We start from the raw sequence: 19,101 nt of genomic DNA on the forward strand, positions 1-19,101 counted from the left end.
CTTTTTAAGCTTGCTCAAGTTGTTTAATTTTTTCTTCAAGCTCTCTTACTTTTCTGTAAAGCTCTGGAAGTTTTTGAAAAATTGCATTTGCTTTAAGCCACTCTCTGTGAGAAAATACAGGTATGCCTGAGTAAACTCCCTTTGATAGTTTTCCAGGCATTACTCCAGATTTTGCTGTAATTATTGTTCCTGCTTCAACTTCTACATGGTCAGAAATACCGACCTGTCCTGCGAGTATGCATCCATCACCAATATTAGAGCTTCCAGCAATTCCTACCTGTGCAACGATTATACAATTCTGTCCAATTTTTACATTGTGTGCAATTTGAACAAGATTGTCAATTTTCGTCCCTTTTTCAATAATTGTATTTCCTGTTGTAGCTCTGTCTATTGTAACACAAGCACCAATTTCAACATCATCTTCAATAACTACTCCACCAACTTGCGGAATTTTATGATGTTTGCCTTCATGGAAGATATAACCAAATCCATCAGAGCCAATGACACTTCCAGAATGAATTATTACTCTTGAGCCGATTTTAACTTTTTCTCTTATTGTAACATTAGGATAAATTATACAATCAGAACCTATTAAGGTTTCCCTGCCAATAAAGACAAAGGGATAAACTACAGTGTTGTCTCCTATGTAAACATTTTCTTCAATATAGACAAAAGGATAAATTGTTACATTATTGCCAAGTTTAACTGTATTAGCCACCAATGCTTTTTCGCTTATTCCTTTATGTGTATGAGGTTTTACATAAAAGATTTCAAGAAGCTTGGCAAAGACAAATTGAGGATTTTCAGTAATAAGTTGAGGTTTGTTTATCTCTTCAATTTTTTCTTTTACAATAAATGCAGAAGCTTTACTGTTTTTAGCAGATTCAATATATTTTGAACTTGCTATGTAAGTAATATCGCCTTCCCGGGAATCTTCAAAGCCTTTTACTCCCGTTATTTCAATATTACCATCTCCCTCAACTTTTGCATTAAAAATTTTCGCTATTTCAAAAAGCTTCATTTTTTCCCTTTTTGCTGGGATGTTTTTTGATTATAAAGTGATATTATTTTATCTGTAATATCAACCTCAGGAGTTGTAAAAATGATAATCTGTTCAACTTTTTCAATTATGAGACTATATCTTTCTTTTTGAGCATATTCATTAATTAGTTGTTTTATTTCTTTAAACATGCTCTGAGTAATTTCATTCTGTTTTTTCTGAAACTCCATCTGATAATCGGCTGCTGTTCTTTGAAGTTCTCTTCCAAGACGATCAATTTCATCTTCCTTAGCTTTTCTTGTATCTTCACTTAAAACAGAGCGTTTTTTCTCAAGTTCGTCCTTTAAGGTTTGAATTTTTTTCTGTTTTTCTTCAAGAATTTTCTGTATCTCTTCAAGCATATTCTGAAGTTGTCCTACAGCTTTTTTCCCTTCCTCTGACTCATTTAACACCCTGTAAACATCAACCACTCCAATTTTAAGCTCTGCACGAGCAACTGAAACAAAAGACATTGTTAAGAAAACTGCAACTACCAGAAATAGAAATTTTTTCATTTCCTTTTCCCTCCTGTTTTATTGTTTTAATTAGAAGAATGAACCAAATCCAAACTCAATTTTTGACTTTGATTCTCCTTCCTTTCTATTAAGATTTATTCCATAGTCTATTTTTACAGGACCAAGTGGTGAAAACCATCTAAAGCCAAATCCTGTTGTATATTTTATATCAGAACCAAATTTTTCACCTTCATTGTATCCTTTACCCATATCAACAAAGAGTAATCCTTTTAACTTCATTTCAGCTACAATTGGGAAAAGATATTCAATGTTGAATATTATTGCTCTTTTTGCTCCAATTGGTTTATTTTTACTGTCCTTTGGTCCAGCTTCACCATACCCAACGCCTCTTATCGTATCAAGTCCACCAATATAAAATCTTTCATAAAGTGGATATTTTTTACCAAAAAGAGTATCAGACATGCCAAGCCTTCCTCTTAAATGTAGCGTTGATTCTTCAAATACTGGAATATACCAACCAAGATCGAGTAAAGTTTTCCAGAAACCTGTATTTCCTCCAAGACCTGCTGTGGTTAAATTTAAGGAGTATCTTCTTCCCTGACTGGGATCAATATAACTGTCACGGGTGTCGTTTATTATTTGAAATGTAACAGCACTTGTAAGAAGGTTTCCTTCCATGTCTTTTATTATAATATCAGCATCTGTTGCAACATCTGTAACTCTGGATTTTTCAATATCATAAGTTATTGAAGCAGACCAGTCTTCTCCATACCTTTTACCAAATGTAAAAGACAAGCCTTTTGCATCTCTTGTGTAGTTAACATACTCTCTTTTTTGTTTGTAAATGTTAAAACCAAAAAGCAATGGTTTGTCCATAAACCAGGGATCTCTAAAAGCAACTGTGTAATAAGAACTTCTTCCACCAAGTTCTCCCCTTAGAGTTAAGGAATAACCTCTGCCAAAAAGGTTATTTTGAGTGACATCAACCATACCTATTAGATTGTCAATTGAGCTATAACCACCACCTATTGTTAAAAATCCTGTTGGTTTTTCTTTAACATTAACATCAAGATCAACTGTTTTGTTGTCTGGGTTAGGTTTCTGATTTATATCTACAGTTTCAAAATACTGAAGATCTTCAAGCCTTTTTTTACTTTTCTGGATTTTTGATGCAGAGTATTCATCTCCTTCATCAACCCTGATCTCTCTTCTTATTACTTTGTCAACTGTTTTGGTATTTCCTGAAATATTTATTCTTCCGATGGTAAATTTATCCCCTGGTTTTACATTGTAAATTACATCAACTGTTAATTTTTCTTCATTTGGAATAACATCAGGAGAAACACCTGCAAGTGCATATCCACGATCAGAATAAAATGAAGTTATTGCCTCCACATCTTTACGCATCTTTGCTTTGCTAAATATTTCTCCAGGTTTTAGTTTTATAAGCTCTTTAAGCTCTTTTTCTTCTTTACTGTCTCTGTAACCTGTGAGTTTAACTGAAGATATTTTAAACTGCGGACCTTCAGAAATAGGAATTGTTATTGTCATCCATTTCTTGTCCTGAGAAAACTCAATCTTTGGCTCTCCTACAGAAACTTTTAAATATCCATTGTCATAGTAAAGGTCTTTTATTTTCTCTAAATCCTGCATCATCTCATATTTTTTATAAAATCCACTACCAGTAATGAAGGAGTAGAACTTTCTTTCAGAGGTTGACATAACTTTCTTAATTTTTCTTGAGGATATTGCTTTGTTACCTTCAAATTTGATTTCTTTTATTTTTACTCTGTTACCTTCATCTATAACATAGGTAAGTTCAACCTCTTGTTCTGTTTTTTTCTTTAATACTGGAACGATTTTAGCGAAATAATAACCTTCAGATTCATAAAATGCTTTAAGCTTTAACGCATTATCATTTATAAGAGTTATATCTGCAATAGCTCCTGGAGTAACTCCAACAACTTCCTTGAGTTTGTCTTCATCGTATTCTTTATTTCCTTCAAAGCTTATTTTCACAATTGTTGGTTTTTCCTTAACAGTATAGATTACCTTTACACCACCTTCAAAGGGCTCAATATCAACTTTTACATCCTCAAAATACCCCATTTTGTAGATTGATTTAATGTCTTCAGAAATTTTTTCCTGAGAAATAACTTCACCAAGTTTAAGAGAGATCTTATTTTTTACCGCAGCCTCTTCAATTCTTTTAAGCCCTTTAATCTCAATGGCTGTAACTACAGGAAGTTCCTGGGCAAAAGACTTCAATGTAAATAGAAAAACAAACAAAATTATGACAACCATTGCTCTTTTCATAAAAACCTCTTTTTTAAAAGTTTTTAAGTATATCATAATATTTTGAAAAATTGAAATACTTCAAAAAGCTTTTGATGGACAAGAGTTTTTATATCTTCCATATCCTCTTCTGTTTGAGCTTCAAATCTTAAAACCAATGCAGGCTGGGTATTTGAAGCTCTTATCAAAGCCCATCCTCTGGGAAAGTTTACTCTTACTCCATCTATGAAATTGCACTCAAATTGCTTAAAATGCTCTTTAATTTTTTCTACAATCAAAAATTTTTTTTCATCAGGGCAGTCAATTCTTATTTCAGGTGTGCTTTGCATTTTTTTTACTCCCTTTAAAAGTTTTTTTAATCCATAAGGTTTACCTGATTTTTTTATTATTTCTATTAATCTCAATGCTGCATATATTGCATCATCATATCCGAAATATCTATCACTGAAAAATATATGACCACTCATCTCTCCTGCTAACACTGCTCCTTCCTCCTTCATCTTTTTCTTTATAAGAGAATGTCCAGTTTTCCACATAATTGGAGTTCCGCCGAATTTTACAATTTCCTCATACATTACCTGTGAGCACTTAACTTCGCCAATTATTTTTGATTGAGGGGTATTTTGTAAAATATCTCTTGCAAATATAATAATTAGCCTGTCTCCCCATACTACATCGCCATCTTCATCAACAACTCCTATTCTGTCTGCATCTCCATCAAAGCCAATACCAACATGAGCTTTTTCAGCTATTACAGTGTTTATCAAATCCTGAATATTTTTCATAACAACAGGATCAGGATGATGATTTGGAAATCTACCATCAGGCTCGCTGTAAAGCTCTATAACCTGAGCACCAAGTTTTTTTAAAATAGCAGGAGCAACTATCCCAGCAGTTCCATTTCCAGAATCAACAACTACTTTAATTTCTTCAAAAGATTTAAATTGATTTATCATGTAGTTAATGTAGTCATCAAGGATGTTGTATTTTTCAATATTTCCGATTTTGTTAGAGTGAATAAAATTTTTATTTTCAATAATTTTTCTTAATGTCTGAATTTTCTCTCCATATATTGTTTCCTTACCAATGCTTAATTTGAATCCGTTAAATTCAGATGGATTATGACTTCCTGTTATCATTACTCCACCATCAACTGGAAGATTAAAAAGTGAAAAATACTGAACTGGAGTCGGGCATAGACCTATATCAATAACACTTACACCACTTTCAGTAATACCCTTTATTAATGCCTTTTTTAAAGGCTCTGAACTTAATCTTGCATCCATTCCAATTGATAATTTTTTCGGTTCTCTTCCAATCTCATTAAATATTAAAGAAACAAAAGCTTTTCCAATTAAATAAGCTACATTTTCAGTGAGGTCTTTTCCATAAATGCCTCTTATATCGTATTCTCTGAATATTCTATCTTCCATAAAGATCCTCAAATCTTTTTATATCATCCTCTTCAACATATTCTCCAACCTGAACTTCTATTATTTCAAGAGGAATTTTACCTGGATTTTCAAGTCGGTGTAGGGTGCTTTTTGGAACATATACTGATTCATTTTCGTGAACAAACTGTTCTTTTTCACCAATTTTTACCTTTGCTGTTCCTCTTACAACAATCCAGTGCTCAGATCTATGATGATGCATCTGAAGTGAGAGAGCTTGTCCTGGATTTACTGTGATTCTTTTTATTTTGTATCTATGTCCTGTTTCAAGAAGAGTAAAACTTCCCCAAGGTCTGTAAACAGTTGTATGCTCTTCAACCAGTGGAGCTGCCTTATGGGAAAGAATTTTGACAATTTCTTTAACTTTCTGACATTCACCTTTTTTTGCAATGAGCAATGCATCTTGTGTTTCCACAACCACTGTGTCTTGAAGTCCCAAAGTTGCGATAACTCTTTTGTCGCCAACAATTAAGCTTTCTTTTGTCTCTATGTTTATTGACTCTGCAAGTACTGCATTTCCTTGCGAATCTTTTTCAAGGATTTCATAAAGAGATTCCCAGGAACCTATGTCAGACCAGAATATGTTTACAGGAATCAGTGCTGCTTTCTGTGTTTTTTCCATAATAGCATAGTCAATTGATATCTCTGGAAGAGTTTGAAAATCATTTAATACTCTTTCATAAGATTCTTCAAAGATTTTACCAAGCTGGGGAGCATGTTGTTTAAATTCTTCAATTATTGTATCAGCTTTGAAAGCAAACATACCCGAGTTCCAGAAGTAGTTTCCTTCTTCAATGTATTTTTTCGCAGTTTCAATGTCAGGTTTTTCAACAAATTTTTCTACTTTAAAAAATTTTTCAATTTCAGGCGCTCGGACTTTTATATATCCATAGCCTGTTTCAGGACGGGTTGGTTTTATTCCAAATGTTACAATGTGTCCTTTTTTAGCAATCTGTTCTGCGGTTTTTATATAATCTATAAATTCTTTATCAGGCTTAATGAGATGATCAGATGGGGAGACAAAAAATATTTCCTCTTGAGAAACTCCTTTTTCCATTGCATATCTTATAGCCAAGGCAATTGCAGGAGCTGTATTTTTTGAATCAGGTTCAAGAATTATCTCGAATTTGGGATCATTTTTTAATTTTTTTGAAATTTCTTCAATTTGATTAATAACATAAAATTTGTGTTTGTTATTTGTTACAACAAAAAATTCTGCTTCTTCATAAAAACTGAGTCTTTTCAATGTTTTCTGAAAAAAGCTTTCAGCCTCTTGAGGATGTAACTTTAAAAACTGTTTTGGAAAGTTTTTTCTTGACAGAGGCCATAGCCTTGTTCCAGAGCCGCCTGCTAAGACTATAAATTTCATCTGGACTCCTTAAAAATAATCATACTGTTTAAGTTTTCTAAGAAGTCTGTCTTCTTTATCAAGAGATTGATTTACAAATTTTTCTACATATTTAGCAATTATATCAGATTCAAGGTTAACTTTGTCTCCAACTTTTTTTAATCCAAGAGTTGTCATCTTTGCAGTATGAGGAATAATCACAACTGTAAAGGAATTTGAAAATAAATCAACAATTGTAAGACTTACTCCGTCAACAGCAATAGAGCCCTTTTTTATACAATATCTGAGAATTTCCTCTGAGGCTTCAATTTCTATCTTTAAATCATTCCCTATCTTTTCAATTTTTTTTATTTTCCCAATTCCTTCAACATGACCACTTACAAGATGGCCTCCAAGAGGAGTATTAAGGGTAAGTGCAGGCTCCAAATTAACAGAATCACCCTTTTTTAGCTCACCAAGTGTTGTTTTTTGAAGTGTTTCATGAGATATATCAAAAGAAATTATGTTTTTTGTTTTATCTATCTCGCAAATTGTGAGGCAAACTCCATTAACACAAATACTGTCGCCTATCTGAGAGCTCTCTGTTAATTTTTTTGAAAATATTTTTAGCCTTGCTCCTTGAGCAATTTTCTGGATTTCATGAATTTTTCCAACTTCAACAATAATTCCAGTAAACATTACTTTATAATTTTACCAATTCTTTCAAGTCTTGGTTTGTGATTTTCATTATCCCAGGACCAGTATATGATGAGTGCTTTGCCTTTTACATCCTTCAGATCAACAAATCCCCAGAAACGGCTATCATAGCTTTGATCACGGTTGTCTCCCATTACAAAAAGCTTTCCTTGAGGAACTTTTACAGGTCCAAAATTATCGCGTGGATCAAGGTCTCTTGGATGAATATATGAATCAGTATATCTTGCATAGGGCTCCTTAAGTTCAACTCCGTTAACAAAAACTTTTTTATTTCTTATCTCTACAGTATCTCCTTCAACTGCTATAACTCTTTTTATGAAGTCTCTGCTTGGGTCTTCAGGATATTTAAAAACTATAATGTCTCCTCTTTTTGGTTTTTCAAAAACAAGAATTCTTTGATCTGAAAAGGGTGGATGAATTCCATAAATAAACTTATTTACCAAAAGATGATCTCCTATTAAGAGCGTTGGAATCATTGAACCTGACGGTATTTTAAAGGCTTGAACAATGTAAGCTCTTATGAAAAGAGCAATCAATATTGCAATGCCTATGCTTTTTATATATTCAAGAATTTTTTTGCCTGTCATTTATCCTCCTATTCAACTTTTAAAACTGATAGAAATGCTTCCTGTGGTATTTCAACTCTTCCAATTTGTTTCATTCTTTTTTTCCCTTCCTTTTGCTTTTCAAGTAACTTCTTTTTTCTTGTTACATCACCTCCATAACATTTTGCTAAAACATTTTTTTTAAGTGGAGCAATACTTTCCCTTGCTATAACTTTGCCTCCAATAGCAGCCTGAATTATAACTTCAAAAAGCTGTCTTGGTATTACTGTTCTTAATTTTTGAGCTATTGATCTGCCTTTCCAGTAGGCTTTGTCTTTATGAACAATGACAGATAAAGCATCTACTGGCTCTCCATTAATGAGTATGTCAAGTTTTACAAGTTCGCCTGGTCTGTATCCGATGAATTCATAATCCATTGATGCATATCCTTTTGAAAGGGACTTGAGTTTATCATAAAAGTCCCACAGGATTTCATTTAATGGCATTTCATAAACAAGAAGAACTCTTTCTTTTGTGATGTATGAAAACTCTTTCTGAATTCCTCTTCTTTCCTGACACAACTTTAGAATTTCTCCTACAAACTCTTCAGGAACAATTATTGAAACCTTCATAAAAGGCTCTTCAATTCTTTCATAAATTTTGGGTATTTTGCTTGGATTGTCAATGAGATATTCACCTTTTTTATCAACAATTTTATATCTTACTGTTGGAGCTGTGCTTATCAGCGAAAGATTAAACTCTCTTTCAAGTCGCTCTTTTATAATTTCCATATGAAGCAAGCCTAAAAAACCGCATCTAAAACCAAATCCAAGAGCTGCTGAGGTCTCTGGCTCAAAGAAAAATGAGGAGTCATTAAGTCTTAGTTTTTCAAGTGCAGATTTTAATTCTTCATATTGATTTGTCTGTACTGGATAAAGTCCACAAAATACCATTGGTTTAACTTCTCTGAAACCTGGTAGAGGCTCACTGGCAGGAGTCTCTGCAAGAGTCACCGTATCTCCTATTTTTGTATCAGAAATATTTTTAATTCCAGCAATAATAAATCCAACTTCACCTGCTGAAAGCACTTCAATGTCTTTTGGGAAAGGAGTAAGTATCCCAAGTCTTTGAACCTCGTATTCCTTTGAAGTTGCCATTAGTTTTATTTTCATCCCAGGTTTAATTTTTCCATCAAAAACTCTAACAAGAATAATAACACCTAAGTAATTGTCAAACCATGAATCAAATATCATTGCTCTGAGAGGCGCTTTAGGATCACCCTTTGGCGGAGGTATTCTTTTTACAATTGCTTCAAGAATTTCTTTAGTTCCAATACCTTCTTTTGCAGAAGCAAGAATTGCTTCTGAACTGTCTATCCCAAGAATGTCTTCTATCTGTTTTTTTACTCTTTCTGGATCTGCCTGAGGAAGATCGATCTTATTTATAACTGGAATTATTTCATGATTGTGATCTATTGCGAGATAAGCATTTGCAACTGTTTGAGCCTCTACCCCCTGTGTAGCATCAACAACAAGAAGACTTCCTTCACAACAGGCTAATGAACGGGATACTTCATAGGAAAAATCTACATGTCCTGGAGTATCAATAAGATTCAAAATATAAGTTTCACCATCCTGAGCTTTCCAGTTAAGCCTTACTGCATGAGCCTTAATAGTAATACCTCTTTCTCTTTCAAGATCCATTGAATCAAGAATTTGTCCCATTTTCCCTCCAAGATTAACAGCACCTGTAAACTCAAGGAGTCTGTCAGCAAGGGTAGATTTTCCGTGATCTATATGGGCAATTATTGCAAAATTTCTTATTCTCTGCATAATTCTCTTAATACTGCCACTGCGCCTAAAACACCACCCTTGTCTACAAGGCTTGATGTAGTGATTTGCACAGCTGAGGCAAGGGTTTTCATTGCTCTTTTTTTAGCTTCCTGAATAGCTGTCTCAATATAAATATTTACTGCCTGAGAAAGTCCTCCAGTTAAAATGATTTTTTCTGGTCTGAAAAGATTTATTAAATTTGCTATTGCAGCGCCAAGGGCTTTACCTGCTTCTTTAAGAACAGCTCTACAAACAGGATCACCTTCCATTGCTACTCTGTATATGTCTAAAGAAGTTGCTTTGTAAAAATTTCCTTCATAGAGCTCTTTTATATAACTTTCTTCACCATTTTCGATTTTTTCTGTTAAACTGTCTTTTATTGCTCTCGCTGAAGCATACAGTTCCACACATCCTAAAGAACCACAACTACAGGATTTTCCTTTATAATTTATGCTCATATGTCCAACTTCCATTGGAAACTGAGCAATTTTTCCATTAAACCATAAACCACTACCAATGCCTGTTCCAAGTGTAAGAAGAATAAAATTTTGAACACCTCTGCCTTCTCCAAAAAAAGCTTCTGCAACTGTTGCTACATTTGCATCATTATCTATTTTTACTTCCACATTATATCTGTTTTTTAATTCTTTACCCAACGGATAATTATTGAAAAATGGGATGTTGGCTGTCTCAATTACATTGCCTTCAGTATCCACCAGCCCAGCAACACCAGCTCCTATTCCAAGCACATTAAATTCCTTCAAAATACTGTCCAGTTCATCAATGATTATTTCCATTGGATTACTACCAGTTGGGAATTTACATATTTTTCTAATTTTCCAGTCTTTTGAGATTATTCCAATCTTGATATTTGTGCCACCTATGTCAATTCCAATGTAATGCATAAAAAAATATTATATCATAAATATAGAATATTGTTAGCTATCCTGATTTCAAGTTTCAGAAAAGGTATTTCAAAAAGCTCAAGTTATGGTAATATATTTTATTATCTAAATTATGTAGATAAAAGGAGGAAGAGATGCTTTTGAAAAAATATCTGCTTGCACCAGGACCAACTCCAGTCCCGCCGGAAGTACTTCTTAGTATGGCAATGCCCATAATTCATCATCGCAGTCCTGATTTTTTACCAATTCTGGATTCAGCCAAAAAGGGCCTTCAATGGATTTATCAGACTAAAAATGATGTTTTAATACTTTGCTCTACTGGCACAGGTGGAATGGTTGCTGCAGTAAACAACTTTTTTTCACCCGGTGAAAAAGTTCTTGTAATAAATGGTGGTAAATTTGGTGAAAGATGGGTAAAAATTGCTCAGGCTTATGGTTTAACTGTTCATGAAATTGCAGTTGAATGGGGATATTCAGTTGATGTTAATAGAGTTGATGAAGAATTAAAGAAACATCCAGATATTAAAGGCATTTTTATTCAGGCAAGTGAGACTTCCACAGGTGTGTATCATGATGTTGAGGCAGTTGGAAAGATAGTAAAAAATTATGATGACACATTATTTATTGTTGACGCCATTTCCGCACTTGTTGCCCATGACATAAAAACTGATGAATGGGGAATTGATGTAATGGTAAGTGGTTCTCAGAAAGGATTTATGCTTCCACCAGGGCTTGCATTTATAAGTGTAAGTGAAAAGGCTTGGAAAAGAAATGAAAAATCAAAAATGCCAAGATTTTATTTTAATCTTAAAAAAGAAAGAGAAAACCTTGCAAAAAATCAAACAAACTTTACTTCAGCTGTATCTCTTATTGTCGGGCTTAATGAAGCTTTGAAACTCATGCAAAAAGAAGGACTTGAAAACATATTCCGAAGGCACTCTCTACTGTCTCATGCTACAAGAGAAGCAGCAAAAGAAATAGGACTCAATTTGTTTCCAAAAGGCACACCAAGCAATGCTGTTACAGCAATTGAAGCACCTGAAGGAATTGATGGACAGATGATTTACAAAACTTTAAGAGAAAAACATGGTGTTACAGCAGCTGGTGGACAGGATAAACTTAAAGGTAAGATATTCAGAATTGCCCATCTTGGATATGCTGATAAATTTGATGTAATTGTTGGAATTTCAGCACTTGAAATGACACTTAAAGAGCTTGGATACCCTGTTACTTTTGGTAAAGGTGTTGCAAAGGCAGAAGAAATTTTTTCAAAGGAGGAGATTAAGTGAAAGTTCTTGTCAGTGACAGCATTTCTCCAAAAGGAGTCGAAATTTTAAAAAAAGCAGGACTTCAAGTTGATGTAAAAACAGGATTGAAATCAGAAGAACTTAAAGCAATAATTGGAGAGTATGATGCTTTGATTATAAGAAGCGCTACAAAGGTGACTGCTGAAATCATTGAAGCTGCAGATAAGCTTAAAGTTATAGGTAGAGCAGGAACAGGTGTAGACAATGTGGATAAAGTTGCTGCAACAAAGAAGGGAATTGTTGTAATGAACACTCCTGGAGGAAATACTATAACTACTGCAGAACACACAATTGCAATGCTTTTTTCTTTAGCAAGAAGAATTCCTCAAGCAACAGCTTCAATGAAAGAAGGAAAATGGGAAAAGAAAAAATTCATGGGAGTTGAACTTTACAATAAAACTCTTGGAATAATCGGACTTGGTAGAATTGGTTCAGAAGTTGCAAAAAGAATGCAATGTATGGGTATGAATGTTTTAGCCTACGATCCTTTTTTAAGTGATGAAAAAGCTGAAGAACTTGGAATTATAAAGACTGACCTTGATAGACTCTTTACTGAATCAGACTTTATTACAATTCATACTCCTTTGACTGCTGAAACCAAGTATTTAATAAATAAAGATACGATTGCGAAAATGAAAAATGGAGTTTATATAATTAACTGTGCTCGTGGCGGTATAGTAAATGAAAAGGACCTTTATGAGGCAATTCAGTCAGGAAAAGTTGCCGGCGCTGCTTTGGATGTTTTTGAAAAAGAACCTCCTGAAGAAGGCTATCCTCTAATAGCAGATGACCGAGTAATCTGTACTCCTCATCTTGGGGCATCTACAGTAGAAGCTCAGGAAAATGTTGCAGTTGCAATAGCAGAACAGGTAGTAGATTATTTAATTAATGGAACTATCCGTAATGCTGTTAATTTCCCATCAATTCCCTTTGATCAGGTCCCACTTATCAGACCCTATCTTGTATTGCTTGAAAGAATGGGAAGTTTTGTTTCTCAGATTTTTACTAAAAGCATCAAACAGGTTCAGATTGAATATCTTGGTGAAATTTCTGATCTTAACACGCAGGCATTGACTGCTGCAGCACTAAAAGGAATTTTAGATCCCATACTTGGAGAGCCTGTAAACTATGTTAATGCTTCATTTATTGCAAAAGAAAGAGGTATAGAAGTTAAAGAAATAAAAGGAAAAGAAGCAGGTGATTATCAGAGTCTTGTCCGAATAATTCTAATTGGAAAAGATGACAAAGCAGTTATTGCTGGAACACTTTTAAGTAGAAAAGACCCAAGAATTGTTCAAATTAATGATATTTCCATGGAGATCATTCCCGAAGGCAACATGATATTTATGAGAAACTGGGACCGTCCCGGTGTTATTGGCAATATCGGAACTCTGCTTGGACAGAACAATATCAATATTGGGCACATGCATTTTGGAAGGAAGGAAGCAGGAGGCATAGCTTTTTCTGTTATAAGTATTGATGCTCCATTGACAGAGGAAATAATTGATAGAATAAAGAAACTTCCAAATATTCTGGAAGTAAAACCAGTTTATATTTCTACTCATTAAATAACAGGAGAAAGAAAATGCCAACAGTTGTTATCATAGGAGCACAATGGGGAGATGAAGGAAAAGGTAAAATAGTTGATTTTTTAACAGAAAAGTGCGATTATGTTGTGAGATTTCAGGGAGGATGTAATGCAGGACATACAGTTGTTGTAGGAGATGAAAAGTATATACTTCATTTGATTCCATCTGGTATTCTTCATAAAAATAAGAAATGCATTATAGGAAATGGAGTGGTTTTGGACCCGGGAGGTTTATTAAAAGAAATAGAAACTCTTAAAAATAAAGGAATAGAAATTGACAACAATCTATACATTGCAAAGCACTGTCATCTCATAATGCCCTACCACATTGCCATAGAAGAGCAATCTGAAAAAAAGAAAAAAATTGGAACAACAAAAAAAGGCATAGGGCCTTGTTATACTGATAAGATTGCTCGAAACGGTGTTAGAATGATTGATTTGCTTTATCCTGAAATCCTCAAAAACAAAATTCAGGCAAATCTTGAAGTTATAAATTTTTTACTTAAAAATTTATACAATGCTGAGTCATTGAATGCAGAAGATATATTCAATCAATATATGAATTATGGAGATAAACTGAAAAAATATATTGCTGACACAGATATCCTTATAAATGAAGCAATTGACAGTGGTAAAAATGTCCTATTTGAAGGTGCTCAGGGCAGTCTTCTTGACATTGACCATGGAACATATCCCTATGTTACTTCTTCAAATACAGTAGCTGGAGGTGCCTGCACAGGAGCTGGAGTAAGTCCCATAAAAATTAACAGCATTATAGGAGTTGTAAAGGCTTATACTACCAGGGTAGGTGGTGGACCTTTTCCTACAGAGATAAAAGATGAACTTGGTGAATACATCAGGCAAAAGGGTGGAGAATATGGAGCAACTACTGGAAGACCTCGCAGATGCGGATGGCTTGACCTTGTGGGATTACGGCATTCTGTAAGAGTAAACGGATTTACAGGTTTAGTAATAACAAAGCTTGATATTCTTGATGGAATTGATAAATTGAAAATATGCGTTGGATATAAATACGGCAGCAGGATTTTGGAGGAGTTTCCGAAAGAGCTTGAAATTCTTGAAAATTGCACTCCTGTGTATGAAGAACTTCCAGGCTGGAAAGAAAGCACAAGAGGTATCAAAAATTATGAAAACTTACCTGATAATGCTAAAAAATATCTCCAACTCATAGAGGATTCATTAAAGATTAAAATTCAGATTATTTCTACAGGACAAAAAAGAGATGAGATTATCGTTAAGGAGTCTCCTTTATGATTTAGTTTTTTTCGAGCACTGCCCAATTTGCAATAAAAAATCATACTGGATGTATTCGCCCTTTTGTGAGTGTTGCTGGAGGAAAATTGAGGGTTTCAGTTTACACAAAATCACAACAGGAAAGTTTCACAGCGATTTCTGGAAATATGTTGATTCTTTAAATTCTTTTGGAGCATATGAAGGAGTTCTCAAAGAGGCTATACATTGTTTTAAATATGGAGGAATAAAAAGAATTGGCAAACAACTTGGCAGACTTCTTAGCTCAATTACAGCACCAGATGTTGAAATTTTAATTCCTGTGCCTTTGCATATAAACAAACTCCGACAAAGACAGTTCAATCAATCAGCAATCCTTGCAAAGGAATGTGCGAAGGCATGGAAAATCCCTTTATCCCTATCAATTCTTGTTAAAATCAAAAATACCCTTGACCAAGCCTCTCTTGATGCTAAAGATAGATTGAACAATGTAAAAATGGCTTATCAGGTAATAACCTTGGTTAAAGGCTTAAAAATAGGACTTATTGATGATGTGGTTACAACTGGAGCTACTTTAATGGAATGTTCAAAGGAGCTTAAAAAAGCAGGAGCGAAAGAAGTTCACGCTATAACCCTGGCACGAGCTTAATAGAAAAACTGAATAATGTATCTTAAGGCAATATAAACTATCAAGATGCTTAAAATAAGCTTTATATATTTCTGAGGAACATGTTTTTGCATTCTTGCTCCAAGATATATACCAAAAGCACCACCAATACCAAAAAGTAAACCAAGTAACCAGTCAGGACTTGTCTGAAGTCCCGCAGGTGAAGGAAGAATTGCATAATAAAGAACCCCAAAAACAGAAGCTGTGGCAGTACCCATAAGACATGCTCCTGCTATACTGTGAACAGGAAGCTTAAAAAATGTTACCAAAAAAGGTGACATGATTGCTCCACCACCGATTCCATAGGCTCCACCTATTACTCCAATAACAAAGGCGACAATAAATACCCAGATTGTGCTGAATGAAAATCTCTCACCCCAAAATTCGTATTCAGTTCTTTTTAAACTGAAAGAGATTGTTTTAACAGTAGCTTCTTTGGTAAGCTTCTGGTCAAACTTTTTCTGTGTTTCTGCTTTTTTCTTTTTAAAGGCATCAAGAAAAAGTCTTACACCAATATAAAATAATACAAGACCTACGAAAAATTTAAAAGACTTAGGGTCTGGAAGGATTTTTATTCTTATGTAATAACCAATTATAATTCCAGGAACAGTTCCTATCATAACAACCCATGCAAGAGGCCATGGAATTCTCTTTTCTTTATGATATCTATAAACCCCAGAAGGAATGGCAACAACATTAAAAATAAAGTTTGTTCCACTTACCCCTGGAGAACTATATTGAAGAACACTTACTTGAAAAGGCAGAAGAAGAAAAGCACCTGATACTCCTCCCATTGATGTAAAAAAAGAGACAATAAAAGCAACGAGCGGCGGAATAAGAACATTGGTTGTAACTCCAGATATGGGAAATGTATATGTGAGGAAATCTAACATATCTCAATTTTATTCGATTTCCTCACACAAAACAAATTAAATTTTTTTTATTTTCGTATAAAATTATTTTGAACTGAGCTCTTCAATCAAGATATTTCTTATTTTATCTTCTGATGGAAGTGGAAATCCTGCATGTTTAAGTTTTCCATTAACAAGTAAGCCAGGCATGACTTGTGTATATTTAAAAATCTCCTTCATATCCTTGATATGACTCATTTCTGCCTGAATACCAAGTTGGGATACAACTTTTTTCACTGTTTCTTCAACCTTATAGCAGTTAGCACAACCAGGACCAAGAATTTTAATATCCATAATCCCATCCTATAAGAATTTTTTTATTTATAATATATTTTTCACAATTTCAAAAATTTTGCTAACTCTTCTGGCTCATAGATTTGATCAAAATACTTTGAGCCAACTGAGGGGATTATGTAGTTGCCGTCCTTTTGTCTATGAGCAATAACTGTAAAAGGTGTTATCTGATGAATTGTTGCTTTTCCAATATTAGACTCTACAGTAGTATAAAAATTCAATGTTAGCAAGTCAAAATAACTGAGCAATGCTTTAATATAGTAAGGCGAAAGATATGGGGAAGCTAAATTTGAAAAGGCTTTTAAAGACATGTTTGCAAGATCAAAATATTTTTCATTTCTCTTAATTGCATGCAATTTCAGAAGATTAATTATCATTATTGAATTTGCTGAAGGGTAGGGCGTGTCATGAATACTCTTATGTCTGATGGAAAAAATTGACTCTTCAGAGTCATAGAATCCACCATATTCTTCATCCCAGAGCTTATTTATTGCCATTTCTGTTATGATAGTTGCCTTATTTAAATACTCATCTTTTGAAGTTACCTCATATGCTGAAATTAGCGCTGAAGTTATATAGGCGTAGTCATCAAGCAAAGCATGTATCTTTTTGGTTCTGTAAAGAGTGTTTTCATCAAATAAAGCTCTTAGAGTATTATCAATGGCTGATAGAGCCATATTAAGCAGGTTTTTATCTTTAATAATTCTCCATGCTTTAATAAATGCCTCGGCACAAACTCCATTTACAAAACAATAAATTGATTTATCTGTTTCTGGAGACTGCCTATGTTTTCTTTTTAAAATGAAACTCTCCTTTAACTGTTTAATCAATTCCCTATCTCTGCCAATGAGAACAAATCTCTCACCAATCATTGCCTTTCCCTCTACAAGTGTAATTGTCATGTCAGAAATTTCTCTGAGTTCTTGCTCCTGCCATGTGTAGTAAAAAGGATCGGCAAATTGGCTTGAATAAAAATAGCCTTCCGGAGAAAAGAGATTGTTTTTCAGGTAATTAACTATTTCAATAGCTATGTCCATGTAAAAGGGATCCTTTAAGATATTGTATGCATCAAGATAATTTATTATGTGCCATGCATTATCTATGGCGAGTTTTTCAAAATGTGGCATTAACCATGCTCTGTCAGTGGCATATCTATGAAATCCTCCCTCAAGGTGGTCATAAATTCCTCCAGAAACCATGCTTTTTAGGGTTGTTTCAATTGCAGATTTAATCCATGGTTTTGGTCTTATCCAGTATCTCCACAAAAGCAAATCAATATGAGCATAAATCGGGAATTTAGGAGTCTTTTTAAACCCGCCAAATTCAAAATCAATTTCTTTTACTATCTCTTCCTCAGGATTTTGAAGAAGTTCCTGCCTAATTTCAGAAGGCATAACCATTGTTGGCTTAACTGCATCAACAATTGTTTGAGAACGCTGCAAAATTTTTTCTTTGTTCATTTTATAAAGATCAATAACTTTTTCTATCATTGTTTTAAAATGATTTTTTCCTTCATTAATGCTATAGTTCACACCAGAAAAAGGCTTACCCTCGGGAGTTAAAAAAAGATTAAGAGGCCAGCCACTTCCCTGTCCAATAATGTATGAAGCCTTTTGATAAAATAGATCCAGATCAGGTCTTTCATCTCTGTCAATATGAACAGGAATAAAGTTTTTATTTATAATTTCTGCGATTTCATAATCATCAAGGCATTCTTCTTTCATTTTTTTACAGTAATTACACCATTTTGCAGTAATGTGAAGAAAAATTGGTTTGTCTTCAATTTCTGCCTTTTTAAATGAATTTTCTTCATAAGGTAACCATTCAATCATCTTTTTCTCCTTTAATTTTTTTAGATTTTGCTTTTTCAATAAATTTTTTTACAAGCTCAGGGTCTTTTTTGCCTTTGTAAAGCTCCACCCCACTGCTTACATCAACTCCGTAGGGAGATGTTTTTTTTATTGCCTCTTCCACATTGAATATATTCAATCCACCTGAAAGTATAACCCTGCCAAACTGTTTCGCTACTTTGACACATTCCCAATTAAATGTTTTTCCTGTTCCACCATATTCATCTTTACTGAAACTGTCAAGAAGAAAGGCTGATACATTGTAATCATTCAATACTTCTTTTAAAGATTTACCATCTGGTAGATTTCCAGTTTCATTAATTCTAAATGCCTTAATAACCCTCTGGAAATTATTGCAAACTTGAGGAGGCTCATCTCCATGAAGCTGAACTGTATCAATTCCGGTAAAGGCCATGATTTCTTTAATTTTTTCAAAATCTTCGTTTACAAAAACACCAACAAAGTTTACAAAAGGAGGAAGAGACTTTATTATCTCTTTTGCTTTCTGAGGTTCTATATATCGTGGACTTTTTTTATAGAAAATAAAACCTATGGCATCAGCTCCACATTCTGCTGCCCACAAAGCATCTTCAAGATTTGTTATTCCACAAATTTTAACTCTAACCATCTCATACCTTTTTGATAC

Annotated in this window: 17 protein-coding genes; 4 read left to right on the forward strand and 13 right to left on the reverse strand. The window is 33.9% G+C overall.

The annotated features are described in order from the left end of the window. Positions 1-4: 4 nt before the first annotated feature. From lpxD to V4D31_RS04175, 9 genes are read right to left on the reverse strand one after another with little or no spacing between them, the layout of a single operon-like run. Positions 5-1,021, reverse strand: coding sequence for a UDP-3-O-(3-hydroxymyristoyl)glucosamine N-acyltransferase (lpxD, locus tag V4D31_RS04135; protein WP_353686977.1), 1,017 nt, complete (start codon positions 1,019-1,021; stop codon positions 5-7). Next, positions 1,018-1,554 carry an OmpH family outer membrane protein gene (locus V4D31_RS04140; protein ID WP_353686978.1) on the reverse strand — a complete coding sequence of 179 codons (537 nt, stop codon included), beginning with the start codon at positions 1,552-1,554 and terminating at the stop codon, positions 1,018-1,020. Before V4D31_RS04140 ends, lpxD begins: the two co-directional genes overlap by 4 nt. A 30-nt stretch (positions 1,555-1,584) precedes the next feature. Then, on the reverse strand, positions 1,585-3,831 hold the full coding sequence (bamA, locus tag V4D31_RS04145; RefSeq protein ID WP_353686979.1) for an outer membrane protein assembly factor BamA: 2,247 nt from the start codon (positions 3,829-3,831) through the stop codon (positions 1,585-1,587). A 32-nt stretch (positions 3,832-3,863) separates the two neighbouring features. Next, entirely contained in the window at positions 3,864-5,243 is a 1,380-nt protein-coding gene (locus V4D31_RS04150) for a phosphomannomutase/phosphoglucomutase (protein WP_353686980.1), read from the reverse strand. Further along, entirely contained in the window at positions 5,233-6,630 is a 1,398-nt protein-coding gene (locus tag V4D31_RS04155) for a mannose-1-phosphate guanylyltransferase/mannose-6-phosphate isomerase (RefSeq protein WP_353686981.1), read from the reverse strand. The genes V4D31_RS04150 and V4D31_RS04155 overlap by 11 nt, the downstream gene beginning before the upstream one ends. Before the next feature lie 9 nt (positions 6,631-6,639). Beyond that, entirely contained in the window at positions 6,640-7,287 is a 648-nt protein-coding gene (locus V4D31_RS04160; RefSeq protein ID WP_353686982.1) for a riboflavin synthase, read from the reverse strand. Next, complete coding sequence (gene lepB, locus V4D31_RS04165) at positions 7,287-7,892, reverse strand: signal peptidase I (protein WP_353686983.1); 606 nt, start codon at positions 7,890-7,892, stop codon at positions 7,287-7,289. The genes V4D31_RS04160 and lepB overlap by 1 nt, the downstream gene beginning before the upstream one ends. 8 nt (positions 7,893-7,900) lie before the next feature. Next, a complete protein-coding gene (gene lepA / locus V4D31_RS04170; protein WP_353686984.1) occupies positions 7,901-9,682 on the reverse strand; it encodes a translation elongation factor 4 in 1,782 nt (593 codons plus the stop codon). Next, complete coding sequence (locus V4D31_RS04175) at positions 9,670-10,587, reverse strand: ROK family protein (RefSeq protein WP_353686985.1); 918 nt, start codon at positions 10,585-10,587, stop codon at positions 9,670-9,672. The genes lepA and V4D31_RS04175 overlap by 13 nt, the downstream gene beginning before the upstream one ends. A gap of 134 nt (positions 10,588-10,721) precedes the next feature. On the opposite strand from V4D31_RS04175, the gene V4D31_RS04180 reads away from it, so the two are divergent. Genes V4D31_RS04180 through V4D31_RS04195 form a run of 4 tightly spaced genes read left to right on the forward strand, consistent with a single transcriptional unit; the run spans position 10,722 to position 15,382 of the window. After that, positions 10,722-11,876: an alanine--glyoxylate aminotransferase family protein gene (locus tag V4D31_RS04180; RefSeq protein ID WP_353686986.1), complete on the forward strand. Its 1,155-nt coding sequence runs from the start codon at positions 10,722-10,724 to the stop codon at positions 11,874-11,876. After that, on the forward strand, positions 11,873-13,462 hold the full coding sequence (gene serA / locus V4D31_RS04185) for a phosphoglycerate dehydrogenase (protein WP_353686987.1): 1,590 nt from the start codon (positions 11,873-11,875) through the stop codon (positions 13,460-13,462). The genes V4D31_RS04180 and serA overlap by 4 nt, the downstream gene beginning before the upstream one ends. Before the next feature lie 17 nt (positions 13,463-13,479). Next, complete coding sequence (locus V4D31_RS04190) at positions 13,480-14,757, forward strand: adenylosuccinate synthase (protein WP_353686988.1); 1,278 nt, start codon at positions 13,480-13,482, stop codon at positions 14,755-14,757. 49 nt (positions 14,758-14,806) lie between these two features. Beyond that, on the forward strand, positions 14,807-15,382 hold the full coding sequence (locus V4D31_RS04195; protein ID WP_353686989.1) for a ComF family protein: 576 nt from the start codon (positions 14,807-14,809) through the stop codon (positions 15,380-15,382). On the opposite strand, the gene V4D31_RS04200 is transcribed toward V4D31_RS04195, so the two are convergent. The 4 genes from V4D31_RS04200 to V4D31_RS04215 form a co-directional block, all read right to left on the reverse strand. Continuing rightward, positions 15,379-16,293 carry a sulfite exporter TauE/SafE family protein gene (locus V4D31_RS04200; protein ID WP_353686990.1) on the reverse strand — a complete coding sequence of 305 codons (915 nt, stop codon included), beginning with the start codon at positions 16,291-16,293 and terminating at the stop codon, positions 15,379-15,381. The genes V4D31_RS04195 and V4D31_RS04200 overlap by 4 nt on opposite strands. A gap of 63 nt (positions 16,294-16,356) precedes the next feature. Beyond that, the gene (locus tag V4D31_RS04205; protein WP_353686991.1) at positions 16,357-16,605 is read right to left on the reverse strand and encodes a thioredoxin family protein; all 249 of its coding nucleotides are present in this window, start codon (positions 16,603-16,605) and stop codon (positions 16,357-16,359) included. Positions 16,606-16,646: 41 nt separating this feature from the next. After that, positions 16,647-18,437, reverse strand: coding sequence for a DUF255 domain-containing protein (locus V4D31_RS04210; RefSeq protein ID WP_353686992.1), 1,791 nt, complete (start codon positions 18,435-18,437; stop codon positions 16,647-16,649). Continuing rightward, a complete protein-coding gene (locus tag V4D31_RS04215; protein ID WP_353687082.1) occupies positions 18,430-19,083 on the reverse strand; it encodes a phosphoribosylanthranilate isomerase in 654 nt (217 codons plus the stop codon). Before V4D31_RS04215 ends, V4D31_RS04210 begins: the two co-directional genes overlap by 8 nt. Positions 19,084-19,101: the final 18 nt, after the last annotated feature.

This window comes from Thermodesulfovibrio sp. 3462-1, assembly GCF_040451425.1.
In the GTDB taxonomy this organism is placed as follows: domain Bacteria; phylum Nitrospirota; class Thermodesulfovibrionia; order Thermodesulfovibrionales; family Thermodesulfovibrionaceae; genus Thermodesulfovibrio; species Thermodesulfovibrio obliviosus.